The sequence below is a fragment of the Lujinxingia vulgaris genome, assembly GCF_007997005.1.
GTDB lineage: Bacteria > Myxococcota_A > Bradymonadia > Bradymonadales > Bradymonadaceae > Lujinxingia.
In genome coordinates, this window is sequence record NZ_VOSL01000138.1 from 15,379 (window position 1) to 36,429 (window position 21,051).

A 21,051-nucleotide genomic window follows, 5' to 3' on the forward strand; every position below is an offset into this window, starting at 1 on the left:
GAGGGGTAAGTCGAGCCTCCGGGGGAAGGGGGTTCAGGCAGGGTTGGGCTCCGACGGGGTGTCGGCGGGTGGGCGCCGCTCGTAGGTGAGCAACGCGAGGGCGCCCACACCCACCCCAAACCAGAGCGTGGTCAGGCGGATCAGGTAGGTTGCCGCCAGCGCGGGGGCGCTTGTTGCAAAGAGGCCCAGGAGGACCAGCGCGCCCACCATGCTGCCTTCGGTCAGGCCGAGGCCTCCGGGCAGAAAACTCAGCGCGCCGAGAAGGGTGGAGATCGCGTAGACAAAGAGCGCCTTGTGGAGGCTCAGCTCTACCGCGCCCAGCGCGTCGAGGATGCACCAGAAGGCCAGGCCCTCCAGCGACCAGGAGAGCGCGCTGAGCAGGGTCGTGGAGCCGAGCAACGCTGGCGAGAGCAGCGTGCGTGTGGAGCTATAAGCCTGCAAAAGGTGAGGTTTCAGGCGCGAGAGTTTCGGGATGCGCCCGATGCCCTCGATCACCGCATGGACCAGCCCGGGTGACTGGAGCGCGCCGATCAGGGCCAGTACGGCGGCCAGCGCGCCGACAAAGATCCCGGCACCAAACTCAAAGGTGAGCACGCCGAGCGCGCCGATGGCAAAGAGCCCGAGCAGGTCGGTGAGGCGTTCGGCAAAAACCACCGGGGCGCTGTGGGCCACCGGCACGCCGTAGCTTCGGCGCAAGAGCGCGCTCTTTAGCACCTCGCCGACCTTCCCCGGCGAAATCGACATGACCAGCCCGGCCAGAAAGATCTGCAGGCTGGGCCGCCAGGGCACCTTGATATCGAGGCGGCCCAGGTAGAGTTGCCACCGCAGAAAACGAAAGGCGTAGTTCACCGAGCTGAGCGCGCAGGCCAGGAGGACCACTGAGAGCGGGACCTTTCCCAGCGCCGGAATGAGTTGGTCCAGGTCGGCCCAGAGCGCGAACCCGCCGTAGAGCAGCACCGCCAGCATAAGCGCCCACATCAGGCGCGCCAGGCGCAGGGGGGGCGGCCCGGGAGAAGGCGTTGGCGAGGAGGAAGGCATCGTGCTACCGCGAGAGGAGAAAACCATGGCGAGCTTTACGCTCCTTTTGATGCCGGGGTACCATGGCGGCGTTGGGCGGCCAACGCAACGCTTCTTCGATGGAGTGAGACGATGCGCGCAGAGATCAAGGCAAGTCGACATAAGAGGTTACCGTGGCTTGTGGTCCTGATGTGCCTGGCGCTTCAGGCGTGCGCGTACAACTATGCCTCGCGAGAAGGGCGGCGCGCGACGAGCACCGCGCCGGAGACCACAACGGAGTCCGCCACGTCGACCTCCACGGAGTCGGTCACCGCCGCGCCTCAGGGAGCATCGAGCGAGCAGTCTGCAGAGGACGCCGGTGAACACGAGGTCGAGCACGATGCGTGCGCCCGCCTCGTCTTCGAGGTGTATTACTTCGACGATGAGGCCCGGCACGTGCGACAGCTCGCCTGTGAGAGTGGCGAGGTCTTAAGTGTGCAGCGCGTCCCGATGACGAACTCGTCTCTGGAGCGCGCTCGTCAGGCCCGTCACCCCGAGCGCACCTGGTATGTGCTGGTCGATCCGGAGGGGCTGCGCACCCGCTACCTGACCAACCCCCAGCTGCGCGAACTTCAGGCGCGCTACCAGGCCGAGCTCGTCGGGCGAGACCCGGTCGACGACGTGCTGATCTACCAGCTTCATATCGACGGTTTCTAGGAGGCCGCAATGCAGGACGGTCAACCCTCGGGGGCGCAGGATAGCAGCGTTGCGCATAGCCCTGAGACTCAGGAAGAGGTGCGCCTGGCCAGGCGCTGTTTCGCGCAGATTGAGCGACTGACGACGGTGATGACCGGCTACCCGCCGGGGCACCCGGTGGTGGAGAACGCGCTCAAGGCGGTGCGCGATGCGTTTTATGACTTCTTTGAGATCACCGACCGCCTGACCGTGCAGATTCATCCGCACTGGATGGATCTTTACGGATCTGGCGAGATGGTCTGGGAGACGAGCGAGCCCCGTGACTACTGCTTTGCGCTGAGCCGTGACGGCGTCTACCTCCTGCACATCCTGGCCGGCGTCGATGAGGCGGAGCTGCGTGTGCTGGTGGGCGTGCTCAATGAGCTGATCGACCAGCGCGATCTTTCGTCAGATGCGGCTTCACTGCTCTTTGAGGCGGGCTTTCGCTACATCTCCTTCGATGCCATCGACGAGTCGCTGGCCATGCTCGCCGGGCTGGATAATGACGTGCGCAACCGCGACACGCGCGAAGAGCAGGAGATGATCGATGAGCTCTTCAATGAAGCCTTCGACAAAGAGCTGGAGGCCAGCGCCGGCAGTGGAAAGGGCATGGAGCAGGACTTCGAGGTGCGTCTGCAACGCCGCGGCGAGCAGCAGATGAAGCTCGAGGTTGGCTCCCGGCAGTTTTTGCAGCTCGATGAGGACGCCCAGGCTCACCTCCTCGAGCTGAAGCGGGGCTTTACCGAGCATCATGAGCTGGAGCATCGTCAGGGCGAGGTGCTCTCGGCGCTGCTGGGCGCGCGCCCGCGGGCGAAGCTGCGACGCGGCGCGGTGGCGCAGATCGGTAACGTGATGGGGACGCTCCTGGAGACGGCGCAGCCCTGGGAGGCGCTCTCCTTTCTGAAGTTGATTCACCACTGGCGCGACAAGTTTCCGGCCGAGGTCGCCGGCGAGCTCAAAGAGGCTGTTAAGGAGTGCTTCACGCCCCGGCGTATTCAGGCGCTCAACAAGCAGGTGGCCACCGCTGAGCAGGGGCCCCGCCGCGCGATCTTGCAGATGTACAACGCCCTGCATCTGGAGGCCGCCAGCGAGGGGCTGGTGGAGGTGCTGGGCTGGAACCTGGAGGAGGACGCGCGCGAGGATATCCTGCGCTATATTCGCCAGCGCGCGCGTCGCGGGCTCGACTTCATCGAGCGCGCGCTCCCCCGGGTCCCTGGCGAGCGCGCCGAGCCTCTGGTGGATCTTCTGGTGGAGATGATGCCGCGCTCGCGCGGGCTGCTCCTGGAGCTTGTGCGCGGGCAGATGGAGCCGCTGATCAAGCTCAAGGCGCTCAAGGCGATGCGCGGGACCTGGTCGGACGTCAATGAGGTGCGTGAGGTGCTGGTGCCGCTTGTGCGCGGCTCCCACAGCGGACTTCGGCTGGAGGCGCTGCAGGCGCTGGCTGCGGCGATGCCCGCGCATGTGCTGCGCGTGGTGGAGCCCCTGCTCGATCCCAAACTTGCCAAACGTCCTGAAGAGGAAGTTCGCGAGCTTGTGGCCGTGCTCATCAAGCATGGCGGCGCGCCGGCGGTTGAGAAGTTGCGTGAGCTTGTGCAGCGCCGGGGCATCGTGGCCGAAGACGAGCAGGAGCTGGCCGTGGTGATCGTGCGCGCGTTGATCAAGAGTCCCACGCCCGAGGTCGTGGTGCTTCTCAATGATGTCGCCAAAGACTGGCTGGTGGCCGGTCGGATTCGCTCGACCTGCAAAGAGGTCGTGGAGTTGATTCAGTGAGAGCGTCGGCAGGCGTCAGACCCCCGCGCGCCCGAGCGTGCCGGGCGTGGCGCTTCAACACGAAGGTGCATCGATGAGCGAAGAATTCGACTCCCAGGAGCAGGAACTCGGCCTGGAGGCAGCCAGCGTGCCGCTGAGCAGCGACGACCCCCAGGCGTTTGGCCGTTTTGTGGTCGACAGCGTCTACCGCATTATGAAAGTCGCCTCGATCTACAGCGTCGATCATAATCAGACGCGCCAGGCGATGGAGGCGTTCATGCCGGCGTTTCGCCAGAGCGTCGCGCAGGTTGAGGGGGGCGCGATCTCGCTGACGATCCGTGGCGAGCTTTGCAGCGTGAACGGGGAGACCCTCCGGCTGCGACGCAAAGAGCAGGAGCGCCTCAACGAGCTTCACGGGATCTTTAAGGCGGCCACCATTCGAGGCATCGCCTTTGAGGAGGCGATGACCATCGACGATCTGGTCGCCTTTCTCAGCGCCCTCAATGAGGCGGGGCGAAGCGGTGCGGGCATGGAGCATGTGCAGGTGCCCAACATCGTCATTCAGCACGGCACGCCCGATCAGTCCATTATGGAGGCCATCGCCCAGGTCAATAAGGCGATGTACGTCGCTCACGTGTACATCCGTGCGTTGGTCAAGGTGCGCAACATGCACGAGCACGTCCAGCAGACGCAGTCGCCGGAGGTGCCCACCGGGGTGGTGCGACGGATTTTGCAGACAGTCTCAGAGCTTCTGGCCGACGATGACTTCACCATTCTGGGGCTTTTGCCGCTGCGCCTGGTGCCGCCGGATGTCAGCTCGCACTCGGTGAACACGGCGATCTACGCGATGCTTCTGGCCGATCGTCTGGGGCTGGGCCAGCAGATGACGGCCTACGTGGGCATGGCGGTGATCTACCAGGACATCGATCGCCTGGTGGGGATCTCGGTGGGGCATCGCGACCGCGACCCGGGGCTCGACTCCCACCGCCAGTTCTCGGCGAACCTGCGCGATGTGGCCCTGATGCTCGACCACGTCGAGGGTGACGTGATCTCCACGCTGCGCGTCTTGCTGACCTATGAGCGAGGTTGTGCGTTTGAGAGTGAGGTGGGGCGCCCCTTCTACCGGGCGCCGCGCACGCTGCACCTGATCTGTCGCATCATCGATTTGTGTCGCACCTACGATCTGCTCATTCAGGGGCTGCAGGGCTACAAGACGCGTCGCCCCGATCTTGCGATTCAGTACGTGGAGAGCCGCGCCGGCGAGGTCTTCGATCCCCACCTGACGCGCCTGCTGGTCTCAACGCTGGGACTTTTTCCGATCGGCTCTACCGTGCAGTTGAGCTCCGGGGAGTCGGCGGTGGTGATTCGCACGCCATCGCCGGCGGCCGACCCGCGTCGGCCGGTGGTGCGGGTGCTCAACCGCCGCGACCCGATGGTCATCGATCTGAGCGATCCGCGCTTTGAGCATATTGAGATTGCGCGTTCCATCGACCTCGATGAGAGCGCGGAGACCAACCCCTCGCAGGTCTTCTTGCTCACCTGATCGCGTTGCTGTCCCGGCAATAGAAAACGCCGCGTCCCGAGGATCGGGGCGCGGCGTTTTGGTTTCTTGTGCGTCAGGATTGGCCGGAGCGCTCAGTGCGGATCGACCCCGATGATGCCCTTCTCAAAAAGGTCGGCCAGGAGCGTCAGGGTCTCCAGCCGCGACATTGAGCTCATGTCGAGGATGTCTTCAAAGCAGAGCATCCCGTCGATCTGGCTGAGCAAAAAACCCGCCCGATGATCCAGATCCAGGCCGGCGATATCGCCCATAGAGACTTTGAGGGTGGGGACTTGAACCAGTGAGCCCAGGCGCTCGTGTTGCATGCGCTCCATCTCCCCTTCGAGCACACCGCGGAGCTGGCGAGCTTCGGTATGGTCGGTCTGATTGAGCACGTCGCTGACGATCTCCAGCGCGGTCTCAAACTCGCCCTTCTCATAGAGGCGGCGTGCCTGGGCGGTGATGGCGTCGAAGTTGGCGCCCTCAGAGGGGATCTCGGAGGGAGGGCCGTCGACCTCTTCGAGCACAAAGGAGGAGGCGGCCATCTCGCTCAAGGGGCGGTTACGCACGCCGGTCGGTGCGTCGTGAGCAAAGGGGTTCTCGGAGCGCGCGGGGCTCTCGCTCGGGGGCTCGACATGGGCCGGGGTCGGCTCATCGCCCACCTCACGCACCACGGGTTCCCCGCGGTAGTGTGAGGGGCTGCGGTGGTGATCGGAGAGCTCAAAGAGCGAGCTCATGGAGCTCTCCGAGGCCAGGGAGTCGGCCAGCGCGAAGAACTCCTCCTCGTCGACGTGGTCGCGTTTGGTGGAGATCACTCCGGAGCTCGGTGCGTCGGCCGCGAAGGGGAGCGGCGTGGTGCCGCGGGGCGGTGTGGGCTCGGCCTGTTTGAGCGCGGCCACGTTGGGCTGGGGAGCCAGCGGCGTGTCCTGGCGCTGTCGGGTGCGCTCCAGCGAGGGCATCTTGCCGGTGGGACGCTCCTGCGTGCTGCCGGGCGCCGGAGTGCGCGACGTCGGTGGCTCGGTCCGCGACATCGCGGGCTCGGCGTTGGACGGCTTGCCAGAGAACGCGTCGCGCGCGTGCTCGGTGCCCTGGGCGGTCGACGCCGGGCTCTGCGAAGCATTGAGCGGCGGTGGGAAGAAGTCGGCGTCTTCGGGCTCGACGACCTCGCCAGGCGCCGACGCGTTCTGCGCTCCAGCGTTGAGAGGCGGCGGGAAGAAGAAGTCGTCTTCGGGCTCGGCCAGGGGCGCCGGCGACGCGCTCGGCGCTCCGGCGTTGAGGGGCGGCGGAAAGAAGAAGTCGTCTTCGGGCTCGACGACCTCTCCAGGCACGGAGTCAGCCACCTCGAAGGGTGTGCTGGAGGCGGGAGCCGGCGTGGCGTCGGGGCCGAGATCGAAGTCGAAGTCCAGATCGTCGCCCGGTTGCGCTGCGGTCACCGGTTCGCGCGCCGGCGCGGTGGAAGGGCGCTGCGCAAAGCCCGAGTCCCCGGAGGCCGACGAGGGCGTGGCAAAGGGCGAGCTTGAGGACGCGGGCGCGCCGAGATCGAAGTCGAGCTCCGGCTCATCCTCGCCAGAAATCTCTGCCGCCGGAGCGGAAAAACCGAAGTCGAGGTCGAAGTCATCGTCCTCGGAGTCGGAGGGCTCGTCGAAGCTGAACTTCAGGTCGGCGTCGGAGGGCTCGTCCAGCTTGAAGACCGAACCTCCTGGCGAGGCTGCACCGCTCGGGCCCTGAGCCTCGTCGGACGATGAAGACTCGGAGAGCTCGTTGAGCAGATCTTCGATCGGCGTGGAGATGGAGGCGCCCATCGCAAAGTCGTAATCCGCCGCGGAGCCGACGTCGGCGCGATCGATATCCACGTCGGGCTCGGGCTCAAACTCGCCAGACTCTTCAAAAGGCACCGAGAGCGCCGCACCGAGCGCAAAGTCGTAGCCGTCGGACTCGTCGTCGGGCGGCGAGGCAGGAGGCGCATCGTCGAACTGATCGAAGAAGCTCTCAATTGAGGGCGCGACCGAGGTTTTGTCACCGCGATCGTCGGAGGAGGAGAGGGCCCGTGAGACGCCGGTGGGCTCATTCGGACCGGCAAAAGAGGGCTCTTTGAACGCGTCGGGCTCGTCCTCCCGGGGCGCTGAGGCGTCCGGGGAGGTGTGCAACGCGCGCAGCTGCGCCGGATCGAATTGCCGGGTGTGCTCGGTGAAGTTGTCGCGCAGCGACTCCCCGGCGCTCTTCGAGGGGTTGATGCCCAGCTGTGCGAGCGCCGCGTCGGGATCGATGCGGCGAGTGTGTTCGCCGAAGTCAGCACCCGGAGAGGCCTCGTGGGTGTCAGGCGATGCCGAGGGGGCGTCCTCATCGTCGTCGAGGGCGTCGAAGCTCCAGTTGGCCTCGCTCCTGGAGTCATCGACGTTGAGATGCGCGAAGAAGCCACCGTCATCGTCGCCTTCGCTATCGAGCTCGAAGAAGGCGTCGAGGGCGTCGTCGCCGACGTCATCGATGTCGTCGATCTGAAGCATCTCGGCAGGCTCGACGTCCCCGAGGTCTTCAAAATCTTCCATGCTGACCAGATCGTCGAGATCGTCGAAGTCACCCAGCAGGTCGAGCTCATCGAAGAGACTGGCCTCCGGGGGAGGCGCCACGGCGCGAAGTTGCGTCTCACACCATCGGGTGGCCGCGTCGAAGTCGGCCTGGGAGGGAGCGTCGCTCAACGACCGGATCAGCTGCGCGGACTCCGCGTCATTGAGCCCGGAGAGGCGCACCAGACGCAGCAACGCCAATGCGTTGGGGGCGTCGCCCCGCTCAAGGCAGGCGCGCAACTTCTCTAAGTGGCCCCGTTGTTGTTCGGCGTCAGGCGCTTGGGTCATGAAGTTTCACCAGATCTTCTTCGGCAACATAAGGCGGCTACGAGGTCAGGAGGCTCAGGCGCCCATGGCGGCGGCTTTGACCGACTGGAGGACCTGCTGGATCTCGTCGGCGGTGGTGTTGAGCCGGGCGGTGTCTTTGGAGTCGAGGGCCTGTCGGGCCTGCTCCACGCTGCGGGTGACCCGCTCGCGCAGGTGCTCCAGGAGGTGGCCGTCGCCGTTGCTGATGGTCCGCTCGGTGAGTTTTTCAAGCTCGCGCACCGACTTGCGGATCTGGCCCCGGACGCGCTCGAGCTCCTCATCGCGCTTGAGCTCTACCAGGTAGTCCTGGTTCTCCTCGATCATGTTTTGAATCTCTTCTTCGGTCAGACCGCTGGTGGCGGTGACCGTGATCGACTGTTCTTTGCCCGTCTCCAGGTCGCGGGCCTGGACGGAGACGATGCCGTCGGCGCTGATCTCGAAGGCGACCTCGACTTCGACCTCGCCAGCCGGCGCGCGGCGCAGCCCGCTGAGCACGAACTCACCGAGCATCTCGTTCTCCTCGGCGTTGGGCGACTCGCCCTGGAGCACGATGATCTTCACCGAGGTCTGGTTGTCGCGCACCGTGGTGAAGATGTGGCCGTGGCTGGTGGGAATGGTGGCGTTGGCTTCAATGAGGACCTCAAAGCCGCCGCCGTGCACCATGATCCCCAGGCTGTGCGGGGTGACATCGAGCAGGAGCACATCGCTGCTGCCTTCGATAAGCGCCGCACCCTGGACGGAGGCGCCCAGCGCCACCGCCTCATCGGGGTGCACCTGCTTCGAGGGAGCTTTGCCGAAGTAGTCGCGCACCGCGGCCTGAATCCGCGGCATACGCGTCATGCCGCCGACCAGGATCACGTCGTCGATGTCGTCGACCTCAAGGCCGCTCTCCTGAAGGGTGGCCTGGCAGATCTTGATGGTGCGCTGCACGAGGTCGATGACCAGCTCTTCAAACGCGTCGCGGGTCAGCGTGGTCTGCAGGTGCAGCGCCTCGCCATCGTCGCGGCTGTGGATGAAGGGCAGGCTGATCTCGGTCTCGGGCATCGAGGAGAGCTCGATCTTGGCCTTCTCGGCGGCGTCGCGAAGACGCTGAAGGGCCATCTCGTCTTTGCGAAGATCGACCTTGTGCTCGCGGGCAAACTCAAAGGCCAGGTGCTCGATAATACGCGCGTCGAAGTCCTCGCCGCCCAAAAAGGTGTCCCCGGCGGTGGAGAGCACGTCGAAGACGCCCTCATGGATATCGAGGATGGAGATATCGAAGGTGCCCCCGCCCAGGTCGTAGATGGCGACGGTGGCGTCGAGGTTTTTGCCAAACCCGTAAGCCAGGGCAGCAGCGGTGGGCTCGTTGATGATGCGGACGATGTCGAGCCCGGCGATGCGACCGGCGTCGCGGGTGGCGGTGCGCTGGTTGTCGTTGAAATAGGCCGGCACCGTCACCACCGCTTTGGTGGGCTCTTCACCGAGGAACTCCTGGGCGACGAGCTTCATCTCCTGGAGCACGATGCTGGAGATCTCGGGCAGGCTGTATTCTTTGTCGCGAAGTTTGATGCGCACATCTTCGTGGGGGCCCTGCACGATCTCGTAGGGGCAGGTCTCGATGCAGTGGCGGACCTCCGAGGAGTTCCACTTTCTGCCGATCAGGCGCTTGGAGGCGTAGACGGTGTGGCGGGCATTGGTGATGGCCTGCCGCTTGGCCATCTGACCGACCAGCCGTCGACCGCTCTCGGTGATCGCGACCACGCTGGGGGTGGTTTTGTAGCCCCCTTTATTGGGAATCACCTGCGGGGTGCCGCCTTCGACGATGGCGACACAGGAGTTGGTGGTCCCGAGGTCGATTCCGATGATGCGCTCCATGCGTTCTCCTTAGCGGGTCGTGCGACGTGGCAGGTGGCGGCGTTTGCCGGCGGTGGTTCAGGCGCGCAGCTGGTGAAGGTGCGCGAGAATGTCGGCGTCGTCGGGTCTCAGCTCCAGAGCGCGCTCCAGATGGTAGATCGCGTCGGAGGGTGATTGTTTCATTATGTATAACTCGCCCAGAATTCGCAGCGCGTCAACGGAGCTTGCTTCGATCTTATGAGCGGCGCGCGCAAAAGCGACCGCGTCGTCGAGGTGTTCACCGCTCTCTTTGAGGTTTTTCGCCACGCGCAGGGCCAGCGCGTGGTCGCGTTTGAGCGTGAGCGCTTTGCGGAACTCGCGCAGCGCCGCGGCGACATCATCGCGCTCCAGATGGGCGTCGCCGCGTCGCACCAGCAGCTGAAAGGCCATCTCGCGTTTGCGGTCGCTGGAGACCTCCTCAATGGGCTCGCTGCGCTGGGAGAGCGGCGTGGAGGCCTGCACCGGGGTGCCCGCAGGCTGGCGGCCCTGCTCCAGAAGCTCATCGTACTCCGCGCGTTTTTTGCGGTTGGAGAGGGTCTGGTAGGCGCGGGTGATGCGCTGAAAGATCTTCTCGATGCGCATGCCGTAGTCGCCCAGCACTTTTCGGAAGAAGCGATCGGGGTGGTAGCGCTTGGACATGGAGAAGTAGGCGCTGCGAAGTTCGCGTCGGCCGCAGTCGGCAGAGACGCCCAGAAGACCGTAATAGTCGACCTCATCGAGCTGGGCGTACACAAAGACGACCTCGCGTTTGAAGTCATCGTCAAGCTCGACGCTCTGCTCGAGAAGCTCGCGGTCAAAGGCGAAGTCATCCATCGCTACCGGGAAGCGGGTGAGGATAGCCTCGCTGAGCTCTTCGCCCGGGTCCTGGTCGGCCTCCGAGGCCGACGACGCTGCTGATGAGGTGTCAGCCAGGGGGGCCGGAGACGTCTGTCCGGGGAGCTCGATGAGCCCGCTCTTCCAGAGGCTCTCGATGCACTCCATGGTGCGCGGGCGCCCCAGGCCGCTGACCGAGCAGAGCTGGGCGACGGTCATTGAGCCGTCGACGCGCGAGAGCACGAAGAACTCTTCGGGTGTCAGCGGCGACTTGAGGCTTTTAAAGTCGACCCCGCTCAGCGCGCGCGGGGCGAGCGTCTCATCGATTGAGGACATCGTCTGACCGATAGGGGAAGTGGGGGACGCGAGCAGTGACCACGCGCCCGCCGGCCGAGCTGAAGTACGAGAGAAGTCCCCGGAACTCTTCAGGGAGCGAGGTGCCCGGGAGCGCTGGCAACCAGAATGAACAGGCATTTAGCTGAGGTCGAGGATACTTTGGCGCCGCCGATGTGGCAAGGAGGGCGGCGGCGCTGCGGGGCGGCCAGATGTTCAGGTGACGACCTTCTCAAAGGCGCGCTCCAGGCGCTCGAGCGCCTCGTCGACGTCGGCGTCGGTGATGATCAGCGGGGGCACAAAGCGCAGGGTGTTGCCGCCGGCGGTGTTGATCAACAGGCCCTCGTCGCGGGCGGCGGTGGCGATGGCCGAGGCCGCATCCCCTTTGCATTCAGCGCCGACCATCAGCCCCAGGCCGCGGACGTCGGTGATGACGTCGAAGCGCTCGGCCAGGCGGCGAAGTCCGCCCTGGAGGCGCTCCCCACGGGCGCGGGCGTTCTCCAGAAGGTTGTCGCGGGCGATGACCTCGAGCACGGTGTGGCCAGCGCGTGTGGCCAGCGGGTTACCCCCGAAGGTCGAGGCGTGGCTGCCGCGCGTCCAGCCCGCCCAGGCCTTCTCGCTGGCAAGCGTGGCGCCCAGGGGCACGCCGCCGCCCAGGCCCTTGGCCAGGCTCATGATGTCCGGGGCGACGCCGTAGTGCTGGTAGGCGAAGAGCGAGCCGGTGCGGCCCACCCCGGTCTGCACCTCATCAAAGATCAACAGCGCGCCGTGCTTATCGCAGATCTCACGCACCGCCTTAAGGTAGGAGGCGTCGGCCGGGCGCACGCCGCCCTCGCCCTGCACCGGCTCGACCATCACCGCGGCGGTGTCTCGGCCGACCGCCTGGCGCAGCGCGTCCAGATCGTTGAAGGGCACATAGCTAAAGCCCGGGACCAGGGGCTCAAACCCCTCGTGGTACTTCGGCTGTCCGGTGGCCGTGATCGCCGCGAGCGTGCGCCCGTGGAAGGAGTGCGTCATGGTGACGATGCCCGTCTTATCGGCGCGCCCGGCCACAACCTTCTGGTAGCGACGCGCCAGCTTGATCGCCGCCTCATTGGCCTCGGCCCCCGAGTTGCAGAAGAAGACCCGGTCGGCAAAGCTCTTCTCGACCAGCGCCTCCATCAGCGCGATCTGCTCGGCGGTATAATAGAGGTTGGAGACGTGCAGCAGGCGTCCCACCTGATCGCGCAGCGCGTCGGTCAGGGTGGGGTGGGCGTGTCCGAGCGCGCAGACGGCGATGCCGGCCACAAAATCCAGGTACTCTTTGCCTTCGGAGTCGAAGAGGCGCACGCCCTGGCCGCGCTCAAAGATGATCGGCGCCGGCGCGTAGTTCGGGCTGTTGAGGTCGTTGGCTTTGTGAAGTAGCTCGGCGGTGTCCGTCATAGGGGAGATCCTTCGTTTAGAGGATGTAGCGGCTTAGATCTTCGTCCTGAAGCACGTCCTGGAGGCGCTCGCGCACGTACTCGGCGCTGACCACGATGTCTTGATCGTCAATGTCCGGCGCGTCAAAGGAGAGGGCCTCAAAGACCTTCTCCATGATCGTGTGCAGGCGGCGCGCGCCGATGTTCTCGAGGGTGTCGTTCACCTGGTAGGCCATCTCGGCGATGGTGGCGATGGCCTCATCGTTGAAGCTCACGGTGATGCCCTCGGTGCTCATCAGCTCGACGTACTGGCGGGTCAGGCTGTTGCGAGGCTCGGTGAGGATGCGCTGGAAGTCCTGCTGGGTGAGGCTCTCAAGCTCCACGCGAATGGGAAAACGCCCCTGCAGCTCCGGGATGAGGTCGGAGGGCTTGGAGACGTGAAAGGCGCCGGCGGCGATGAAGAGGATGTGGTCGGTCTTTACCACGCCGTGTTTGGTGGTGACCGAGGAGCCTTCGACGATCGGGAGAAGATCGCGCTGGACGCCCTCGCGCGAGACGTCGGGGCCCTGCTGGGACTCCCGGCCGGCGATCTTGTCGATCTCGTCGAGGAAGATGATGCCGGACTGCTGGGTGCGCTGGAGGGCCTCCTGGGTGATCTGATCCATGTCGATCAGGCGGCCGGCCTCCTCTTTGACCAGGGCTCCCAGGGCGTCTTTGACTTTGACCCGCTTCTTTTTGCGCCGGCGAGGAAACATGTTGCCGAAGACGCTGCCCAGGTCCATCTCTTCCATGCCTTTCTGGCCGGAGAAGACCTCGATGACGGGGTTGGAGGAGTCGGTGAGCTCGATCTCGATGTAGTCGTCGTCGAAGTCGCCCTGGCGCAGGCGCTGGCGGAGGTGCTCGCGCACGTTTTTGGGCGCCTCGTCGGTAGACTGGATCGTGCCATCTTCACCGACGATGAAGGACTTCTGGCGGTTGTGGCGCTCGTCCAGGGGCGGGCGCTCGGGGTTTTTGAGCTCGAGCTGGTCGAGGATGCGCTCCTCGGCGATCTCGCGGGCGCGCTCCTCAACCCGCTCCTCGGCCTCGGCTTTGACCAGGTTGATGCCCAGCTCCAGAAGATCGCGGACCATGCTCTCGACGTCGCGCCCGACGTAGCCGACCTCGGTGAATTTGGAGGCTTCCACCTTGAGAAAGGGCGCGCGCGCGAGCCTGGCGAGTCGGCGGGCGATCTCGGTTTTGCCGACGCCGGTGGGGCCGATCATGATGATGTTTTTGGGCATGATCTCGTCGCGCAGCTCCTCGTCGAGCTGCTGACGGCGCCAGCGGTTACGCAGGGCGACGGCGACGGCGCGCTTGGCGGCGTGCTGCCCGACGATGTAGCGGTCGAGGGCGGCCACGATCTGGCGCGGGGTCAGTTCCAGGTCATCGGTTCTGGGAGCGGGGGAGGTGGCCATGGTCGGTGATCCCTTGGGCTTACGTGCAGCGAGACGGGGTGCCTGGCTGATACGCGTATCCGGGCGCTCAGCCCGAGGAGGTGGAGAGCTCCTCAATGGTGAGTGAGTCGTTGGTGAACACACAGATTTCGGCGGCGATCTTCAGCGAGGATTCGGCGATGGTACGCGCGTCGAGTTCGGTATGACGCACCAGGGCGCGGGCCGCGCTCAAGGCGTAGGAGCCGCCGGAGCCGATGGCGATCACGCCCTCCTCGGGCTCAATGACGTCGCCGGTGCCACTGATCAGCAGGGTGACCTCGCTGTCGGCAGCGATGAGCAACGCCTCGAGCTTGCGAAGCATGCGATCGGTGCGCCAGTCTTTGGCGAGTTCGACGGCGGCGCGGGTTAGGTTCCCGTTAAACTTTTTGAGCTTCTCTTCGAGCTTCTCAAAAAGGGTAAAGGCGTCGGCGGTGGAGCCGGCAAAGCCGCAGATGACCTTGTCGCCGTGAAGTCTGCGCACCTTACGGGCGGTGGCCTTCATGACGATCTTCTCGCCCATGGTGACCTGGCCGTCGCCGGCGACGACGACCTTATCGCCGCGGCGAACGCTGACGATGGTGGTGCCTCGAAAGCTCATCGCTTACTCGTCGCTGGAGGTAGAAGAGGGCTCGGTGGTGCGGGAGCGCGCCTTCGATCGGGCGCGCGGGTGGGCAGCATCGTAGACCTCCATAAGCCTGTCAATTGAGACATGGGTGTAGCGCTGGGTGGTCGAGAGGTTGGCGTGACCGAGCAACTCCTGGATGCCCCGCAGGTCGGCCCCGGCGTCGAGCAGGTGGGTGGCAAAGGAGTGGCGCAACCCGTGCGGGGTCAAGGAGGTATCGAGGCCGGCGCGCACCAGATGTTCTTTGAGCAGGCGTCGCACCGAGCGGTCGGTGAGCCGGCCGCCGCGGTGGTTCAAGAAGACGGCGTCGGGCTCGGTGTCACCATGGACCAGCTCATGGCGCCTCGCCAGATAGCGCTTAAGCGCGGCGCAGGCTTTCTGGCCCAGGGGCACACGCCGCTCTTTGTTGCCCTTGCCGATGGTCTGCACCCAGCCGGCGTCGAGATCGATGTCGTTGCGGTTGAGCGAGACGAGCTCCGAGACGCGCAGCCCCGCGCCGTAGCCCACCTCCCAGATCGCCATATCGCGGATCCCTAAGACCGTGTCGCCCTTATGCCCATCGAGCAGATGGAAGATCTCATCGACGCCCAGGTAGTTGCGCAGCGGCTTCTGCACCTTTGGCGTGGAGAGGAGCTCAGCGGGGTTTTTATCGACCAGACGCTTCTTGATCAGGAAGGTCCAGAAGGAGCGCAAGGTCGAGATCTTTCGGGCCAGCGAGGAGGCCTGGTTCTCATCGAAGCGGTCGGCGATGAACCCGCGCAGATCGTCGATCGTCAACGCGCCGGGGTCGGGGTTCTCGCGACCCCGCTCGGCCAGAAAGTCCGCCAGCTGGCCCAGGTCGCTCGCGTAGGCGCGGCGGGTGTGCGCGCTGGCGCCGCGCTCCACGCGTAGGTAAGTGATGAACTGGTCGATGCGCTCAGCGAGCATGGCGGGCCGGGGGCTTAAAGGGAAAGGTGTGCCTTAGTTCATGGTGCGCTCGACTTTGTACACGCCTTTGATTTTCTCAATGTTGCGCATGGCGCGTTTGAGCTGCTCGGTGTTCTGGACGAGCACCTCGAAGGTGTTAACGGCGCGGTGATCTTCGGTGGTCACGCACTGGGCCTGGCTGATGTTGACGCCGGTGGCCGAGAAGGCCTGGCTGATGTTGGCCAGAAGCCCTGGCTTGTCGGTGCAGTAGACGCGCACGCTGACCGGGCGCCGGGCGTTGTCGGGCACGCTGGTGTCGTTGGCCCAGCGCACCGAGATCTGGCGCTCGCGCTCCAGATGCGTCACCCGGGTGCAGTCGCGGGTGTGCACCGAGAGGCCGCGCCCGCGGGTGACAAAACCGATGATCTCATCGCCCGGCAGCGGGTTGCAGCACTTGGCGTACTGCACCATCACATCTTCGATGCCGTCGAGGACCACGCCGGTCTTGCCGCGGTGGACGAGCTTGTCCCAGAGCTGGCCGATCTTTGACTCGGTGTCGGCCGCGCGCGCCTTCTTGTTCTCGGTGGGGTAGATCTTCTCGACGATGGTGTCGGGCTGGGTCTTGCCGTAACCGACGTCGGCGAGCATATCGTCGATGTTGTTGAATCGGCTGAGCTCGGCGGCTTTGGCCAGGTTTCCGGCGCGCTCCCAGGCGCGGATGTTGGTGTGGTAGCGCTTGAGCTCTTTGTCGAGGAGCTCGCGTCCCAGCTCCTGGCTGCGCTCGCGCTGCTCGCGGCGCACGGCGTTGCGGATCTTGGTCCGCGCGCGGCTGGTGGTCACGAAGTTGAGCCAGTCCTTGTTGGGGCGCTGGTTCTTATGCGTGAGGATCTCGACGATGTCGCCGTTATGCAGCTCGGTCTTCAAGGGGACCATCATCCCGTTGACCTTGGCCCCGGAGCAGTGCGCGCCGACCTCGGAGTGGATCGCGAAGGCGAAGTCCACGCAGGTCGCACCGGCCGGGAAGCTCAACACGTCGCCGTCGGGGGTGAAGACGTAGACCTCGTCATGGAAGAGGTCGATTTTCACCGACTCCAGAAACTCCATCGGGTCTTCGTGATCCTGGTGCTCCTCCATCAGGCGGTGAAGCCAGGCGAACTTCTGGTCGTCCTTGTCGGGGACGGCTTTGCCCTCTTTGTAGAGCCAGTGGGCGGCGATCCCCTCCTCGGCGACCTTGTGCATGTCGTGGGTGCGGATCTGGATCTCGATGCGCTCCTGGTAGGGCCCGATCACCGAGGTGTGCAGCGACTGGTAGCCGTTGGGCTTGGCGATCGCGATATAATCTTTAAAACGCCCGGGGATGGGCTTCCAGAGGTTGTGTACAAGGCCGAGCGACTCGTAGCACTGCACCCGTTCATCGACGAGGATGCGGAAGGCCAGCACGTCAAAGACCTGCTCAAACTCGATCTGGTTGTGGCGCATCTTGCGGTAGATGCTCCAGAAGTTCTTGGGCCGCCCGTAGACCTCACCGCTGATGTCGTTCTCGCCAAGGAGCTCCTGGAGGATCGTGATGACCTCGCGGATGAAGTTCTCGCGCTGGCGCTTCTTCGAGGCGACCTTCTCGGCGATGTCGTAGTAGGCCTCGGTGTGCAGGTAGCGAAAGGAGAGGTCTTCAAGCTCGGTCTTGACCCAGTTCAAGCCCAGGCGATGCGCCAGCGGGGCGTAGATGTCCATCGTCTCGCGGGAGATGCGCTCCTGGGAGGATGGGTTCATGTATTTGAGCGTGCGCATGTTGTGGAGGCGGTCGGCGAGCTTGACCAGGATCACGCGCAGGTCGCGGCTCATGGCGATGATCATCTTGCGGATGTTCTCGGCCTGAGCTTCTTCGCGGGTGTTGAACTGAAACTTGGAGAGCTTGGTGACCCCGTCGACCAGGAATGCGACGTCTTCGCCAAAGCGACCGCTGAGCTCTTCGACGGTGGTGTCGGTATCTTCGACGGTGTCGTGGAGCAGGCCGGCGACCAGGCTGGCCACGTCCAGGCGCAGGTCGGCGATGATGTCCATCACCTCCAGCGGGTGGCTCATGTAGGGCTCACCGCTCTTGCGCATCTGGCCTTCGTGCATGGCCGCGGCAAATTCATAGGCCTCGCGCAGCTGTGCGATGTCCGGATCGGGGTGGTAGGAGCGGACTTTCTTGATGATGGAGTTCAGGCGGTTTTGCAGTTGCATCGACTCGACGACTCCCGGGCTAAGGGCCGGAGCATAAGCGCTCAATAAAAAGAACCGACCGCGGGAGGCATTCATTCGCGGGGGGGGCAAGGGGCCGGGTCGGCTGCTCGCCAGGGGGGCGAACATCGCTCATGGTAACGGAGCTATGCGTCGAATCAAAGAAAGAAGGGTGGGGGGATCAGCCCATGATCTCCACCCCCAGGGGCATCTCCAGATCGAGGTCGGCGGCGCGCACATACGCAATCAGGACGTCGAGGTAGGTGGGAAGCGGCGGACAGAGGTCCTGGCCTTCGAGCGCATCGAGGGTGTTGATGGAGTTGTAGATGGTCAGGTGGTTGAAGTCGTCCATGAACTGGCGGGGGTTGCGTGTGAAGCGCTCCAGGTAGGGGAACTTCATCAGCAGGCTGGTCAGGCGGTAGGGGAGCATTCCCACGGGCGCGCTGCGGCCGGCGCGGTCGGCCACCAGCTGGAAGACACGGCGTGCGGAGAGGGGGTTGGGGTCGCAGAGGTGGAAGGTGCGCCCGGCGGCGTCGTCGCGGCGGCTGATGCGGTGCATTGCGCGGCAGACAAAGTCGACGGGCACCAGGTTTAAGGGCTTGTCGCCGCGCCCGGGCATGGGGATGGGCACGATCGAGGGCATGTTGACCAGCGCGTTGATCAGATAATAAGGCCCGGCCATCCGGTCGATCTCGCCGGTGCGGGAGTCGCCGACGATGATGCTGGGGCGGAAGATCGAGATGGGCAGATGCTCCATGGCCTGGCGCATGGCCTGCTCGGCGCGGAACTTGCTCTCTTCGTAGGCGTTGCGAAAGCCCTGCCCCTCGTCGAGTTCCTCTTCCATGATCACGCCGGCGCGGTCGCCGCTGACAAAGGCGGTGGAGAGGTGGTTGAGGCGCTCCAGGTGCTGCATCTCGTAGGCGGTGTCCAGGATGTTGCGGGCCCCGCGCACGTTGACCTCAAAAGCCTCTGAGCGCTCCACGCCCAGGAACCAGATGCTGGCGATGTGGTAGATGTCGGTGACGTTGGCGATAAGCTCCAGGTACTCGCGGCCGGAGAGCCCCAGGTCCAGGGCGACGACATCGCCGCTGAGCAGGTGAATGCGCTGGCGGGAGGCGTCGAGTTTTTGAAGCTGGCGGTCGGCCTCATCGAGCGCGTCGGGGCGCACCAGCAGGCGGATGGTGGCGTCGGGCTCGTCGCTGAGGATCGTCTCCACGAGCTTTCGGGCCACGAAGCTGGGGAAGCCGGTGATGAGGATGTCGCGTTTTCGGGAGGGCTCGGTCATCGCGGTCAGTCCGTGCTCAGTCGTCGGTCGGGCGAGCGCTGCCGCTGTGGCGGATGCGCGCGTCGAGGGTGGAGAAGAGGTTGTCTACCTGGCGTCGAGTGTGGTCGAGGCTCCGATCGTTGTCGATGACAAAGTCGGCGACCTTGAGCTTCTCGCTCAGGGGCATCTGGGAGTCGATGCGGGCGCGGGCTTCGTCTTCGCTTAAGCCGTCGCGGGCCATCAGGCGCTCCAGTTGCGTCTCTGGCGAGCAGGCCACGACGATGAGGCTGTCGAAGGCTTCGTGAAGGCCGTTCTCCACGATCAGCGCCGCGTCGTAGATCACCCAGGGCTCCCCGCGCTCAAAGGCCGCGGCGCTCTGGTGGGCCATCTCCTGCGCGATGCGCGGGTGGGTGATGGCGCCGAGCCGGGCGCGCAGGTCGGGGTTCTGGAATATGTGCGCGCCCAACGCGGTACGGTTGAGCGTGCCATCCTCGTTGAGGACTTCAGAGCCGAAGACCTCGACAATGTCGGCCAGCGCGGGCTGGCCGGGCTCGACGACCTTGCGGGCGATGTGGTCGGCGTCGATGACGGTGACGCCAAGCGACTCGAAGTGACGGCTGACGGTGGATTTTCCGCTGGCGATGCCACCGGTCAGGCCGATGATCACGCCGGGTGAGTTCGTTGACACCTTTTGGCCCCTCGTACTAGGACTCGCCGCGATGATGTGCCGGCGGATGGCGGCGATATTAAGAGCAGGTTGAGCGCCTTAGAGATAGGGCGGTTGATACCATCGACAAGGAAAGCATGCAAAGGCGTGCAGGCAGGATAAGTGCCCGCTTTCAGGGGCGACGCAGGCGCACGCAGCGCTGGCTGATGACGTTGGCGAACCCGGCTGTTGCGGCAGCGTCGCTGGTGCTGGCCGGGGTGATGGCGCTCTACGCGGCGGCCGGAGCGCCGGGGTGGCAGAGCGCCGGGCCGATGCCCCAGGTGGGGAGCGCCACGGCGCTTTTGCTGAGCCTTGCGGCGGCGTCGATGGCGATGCGCTGGACGACGCTGAAGGGTCGCTCGGAGCTCGGTGCGCTGGGTGTCGGGGCGATGGTGCTGGGCGGGGCGGTGCTGGCCGGCGGGTGGCTGCTCGGTCACGGCACGTTGCCTGTCGGTGAGCTCGTGCTGCCGATGCATCAGACCCAGCAGAGCTATGAGGTCAGGCAGGGCAGCCGGCAGGTCGATGTGATGTTGCCCCTGCGCATGACCTTGCAGTCGGTGGTGCTCGGGGCGGAGCCGAGCATCGATCTGACCTTTTCGCGCCTGGGGCCCGACGGGGTTCCCCCACAGACCCTGGGCGTGGGCGAGAGCCTGGATGTGAGCGGGCTGCGCTTTGCGTTCGTGGGGCTTGTGATCGACACCGAGGTGTATCGGGCGGTGGTGCGCAGCCAGGAGGAGAACACCATCCCGGCGGCGGGCGTGGTCGGCGACAGCCTCAGCCTGGCCATCAACGGCCCGAGCTATGAGGTGGTGGCGACGACCTCGAACTACCTCGACGCGATGGGGCCGGCGGTGCAGCTCGAAGATAGTGAGGGGCAGCGTTTCTGGGTGTTTGAGGAGCCTGAGGTTGAGCCGCGTCCGGAGCTTGGTGCCAGGCTCTGGCTCGATGAGCTGCAGGAGGTTCCGGCGGCGGTGATTCGCGTCTCGCCAGTGCGACCCTTCGGCGTGTTGGGCGTCGGGGCCGGGCTCTGCGTGGCGGGCTTTTTGTTGCTTTGCGCCGGCGGCATCGGAGCGCCGGGTCGCCCCGGGGAGCCGAAGGATTCTGCCGACGCCCCGGATGCTGACGGCACCGACACTGCGGAGGGCGGACGATGAGCCAGGAGCCGAAGCAAGCGTGGCGGCGAGCCGCGGTACGGTTGAGCGGGCTGGGGCTGGTGGTGGGTGGCGCAGGCCTTGTGGCCTCGCTTTGGTTTGGCGCCTCTCCCGGCATGCTGGTGGTGCTGGCGGCCCTCGGGAGCTTCGCTGGCCTTGTGGGGATGGGGCCGCTCGCGGGTGCCATTGCGACCCGCGATGTGCAGATCGGCGCGAGTTTGCTGGTCGGGGCGGTGATCCTGGGATCGTTGCTCACGCTCGGTGCGGGCGCGCCCGGGGCGCTCTCCACCCTGGGGGCGATGTGGGCGGTGCAGGGCGCGGCCTGGCTCGCTGCGCTCGCCACGCTTTTTGTGGCCGCAGCGGCCGCAGACCGCGCGCCCCAGGCCGTCAGCACGTTGA

The 21,051-nt window shown here is 65.3% G+C and carries 15 protein-coding genes and 1 pseudogene; 5 read left to right on the plus strand and 11 right to left on the minus strand.

Annotated features, from left to right (window positions below; all coding sequences use genetic code 11):
• Window positions 1-33 precede the first annotated feature (33 nt).
• Window positions 34-1,065: a lysylphosphatidylglycerol synthase transmembrane domain-containing protein gene (locus FRC96_RS18625; RefSeq protein WP_230470443.1), complete on the minus strand. Its 1,032-nt coding sequence runs from the start codon at window positions 1,063-1,065 to the stop codon at window positions 34-36.
• 84 nt (window positions 1,066-1,149) lie between these two features.
• Between FRC96_RS18625 and FRC96_RS18630 the strand changes: the two genes are divergently transcribed.
• The 3 genes from FRC96_RS18630 to FRC96_RS18640 all read left to right on the plus strand — a co-directional run bounded on the left by FRC96_RS18630 (window position 1,150) and on the right by FRC96_RS18640 (window position 5,023).
• On the plus strand, window positions 1,150-1,713 hold the full coding sequence (locus FRC96_RS18630; RefSeq protein WP_146976746.1) for a hypothetical protein: 564 nt from the start codon (window positions 1,150-1,152) through the stop codon (window positions 1,711-1,713).
• Between the two features lie 9 nt (window positions 1,714-1,722).
• Window positions 1,723-3,501 carry a hypothetical protein gene (locus tag FRC96_RS18635; RefSeq protein ID WP_146976748.1) on the plus strand — a complete coding sequence of 593 codons (1,779 nt, stop codon included), beginning with the start codon at window positions 1,723-1,725 and terminating at the stop codon, window positions 3,499-3,501.
• A 73-nt stretch (window positions 3,502-3,574) separates the two neighbouring features.
• On the plus strand, window positions 3,575-5,023 hold the full coding sequence (locus FRC96_RS18640; RefSeq protein ID WP_146976749.1) for a hypothetical protein: 1,449 nt from the start codon (window positions 3,575-3,577) through the stop codon (window positions 5,021-5,023).
• A gap of 92 nt (window positions 5,024-5,115) precedes the next feature.
• Here the strand turns inward: FRC96_RS18640 and FRC96_RS18645 are convergent, their stop codons facing one another.
• The 10 genes from FRC96_RS18645 to coaE all read right to left on the minus strand — a co-directional run bounded on the left by FRC96_RS18645 (window position 5,116) and on the right by coaE (window position 19,483).
• Window positions 5,116-7,872 (minus strand): hypothetical protein, encoded by a 2,757-nt coding sequence (locus FRC96_RS18645; protein ID WP_146976751.1) that lies wholly within the window; start codon window positions 7,870-7,872, stop codon window positions 5,116-5,118.
• A gap of 54 nt (window positions 7,873-7,926) precedes the next feature.
• Window positions 7,927-9,744 (minus strand): molecular chaperone DnaK, encoded by a 1,818-nt coding sequence (gene dnaK / locus FRC96_RS18650; RefSeq protein ID WP_146976753.1) that lies wholly within the window; start codon window positions 9,742-9,744, stop codon window positions 7,927-7,929.
• A gap of 57 nt (window positions 9,745-9,801) precedes the next feature.
• The gene (locus tag FRC96_RS18655; protein WP_230470444.1) at window positions 9,802-10,911 is read right to left on the minus strand and encodes a J domain-containing protein; all 1,110 of its coding nucleotides are present in this window, start codon (window positions 10,909-10,911) and stop codon (window positions 9,802-9,804) included.
• Between the two features lie 213 nt (window positions 10,912-11,124).
• Window positions 11,125-12,330 carry an acetylornithine transaminase gene (locus tag FRC96_RS18660; protein ID WP_146976756.1) on the minus strand — a complete coding sequence of 402 codons (1,206 nt, stop codon included), beginning with the start codon at window positions 12,328-12,330 and terminating at the stop codon, window positions 11,125-11,127.
• A 16-nt stretch (window positions 12,331-12,346) separates the two neighbouring features.
• Window positions 12,347-13,762: an ATP-dependent protease ATPase subunit HslU gene (gene hslU, locus FRC96_RS18665; protein ID WP_146976757.1), complete on the minus strand. Its 1,416-nt coding sequence runs from the start codon at window positions 13,760-13,762 to the stop codon at window positions 12,347-12,349.
• 67 nt (window positions 13,763-13,829) lie between these two features.
• Window positions 13,830-14,378: an ATP-dependent protease subunit HslV gene (gene hslV, locus FRC96_RS18670; RefSeq protein ID WP_146976758.1), complete on the minus strand. Its 549-nt coding sequence runs from the start codon at window positions 14,376-14,378 to the stop codon at window positions 13,830-13,832.
• Between the two features lie 3 nt (window positions 14,379-14,381).
• On the minus strand, window positions 14,382-15,329 hold the full coding sequence (locus FRC96_RS18675) for a tyrosine recombinase XerC (RefSeq protein WP_146976760.1): 948 nt from the start codon (window positions 15,327-15,329) through the stop codon (window positions 14,382-14,384).
• A gap of 33 nt (window positions 15,330-15,362) precedes the next feature.
• Window positions 15,363-17,534: a RelA/SpoT family protein gene (locus FRC96_RS18680; RefSeq protein WP_146976762.1), complete on the minus strand. Its 2,172-nt coding sequence runs from the start codon at window positions 17,532-17,534 to the stop codon at window positions 15,363-15,365.
• Window positions 17,535-17,712: 178 nt separating this feature from the next.
• Window positions 17,713-18,816 (minus strand): SDR family oxidoreductase, encoded by a 1,104-nt coding sequence (locus tag FRC96_RS18685; protein ID WP_146976764.1) that lies wholly within the window; start codon window positions 18,814-18,816, stop codon window positions 17,713-17,715.
• Between the two features lie 16 nt (window positions 18,817-18,832).
• On the minus strand, window positions 18,833-19,483 hold the full coding sequence (gene coaE / locus FRC96_RS18690; RefSeq protein ID WP_230470445.1) for a dephospho-CoA kinase: 651 nt from the start codon (window positions 19,481-19,483) through the stop codon (window positions 18,833-18,835).
• A gap of 185 nt (window positions 19,484-19,668) precedes the next feature.
• On the opposite strand from coaE, the gene FRC96_RS18695 reads away from it, so the two are divergent.
• Both FRC96_RS18695 and FRC96_RS18700 read left to right on the plus strand, forming a co-directional pair.
• The gene (locus tag FRC96_RS18695) at window positions 19,669-20,655 is read left to right on the plus strand and encodes a hypothetical protein (RefSeq protein WP_146976766.1); all 987 of its coding nucleotides are present in this window, start codon (window positions 19,669-19,671) and stop codon (window positions 20,653-20,655) included.
• A pseudogene (locus FRC96_RS18700) lies at window positions 20,652-21,051 on the plus strand (hypothetical protein); the annotation flags it as partial. The gene FRC96_RS18695 and the pseudogene FRC96_RS18700, both read left to right, overlap by 4 nt.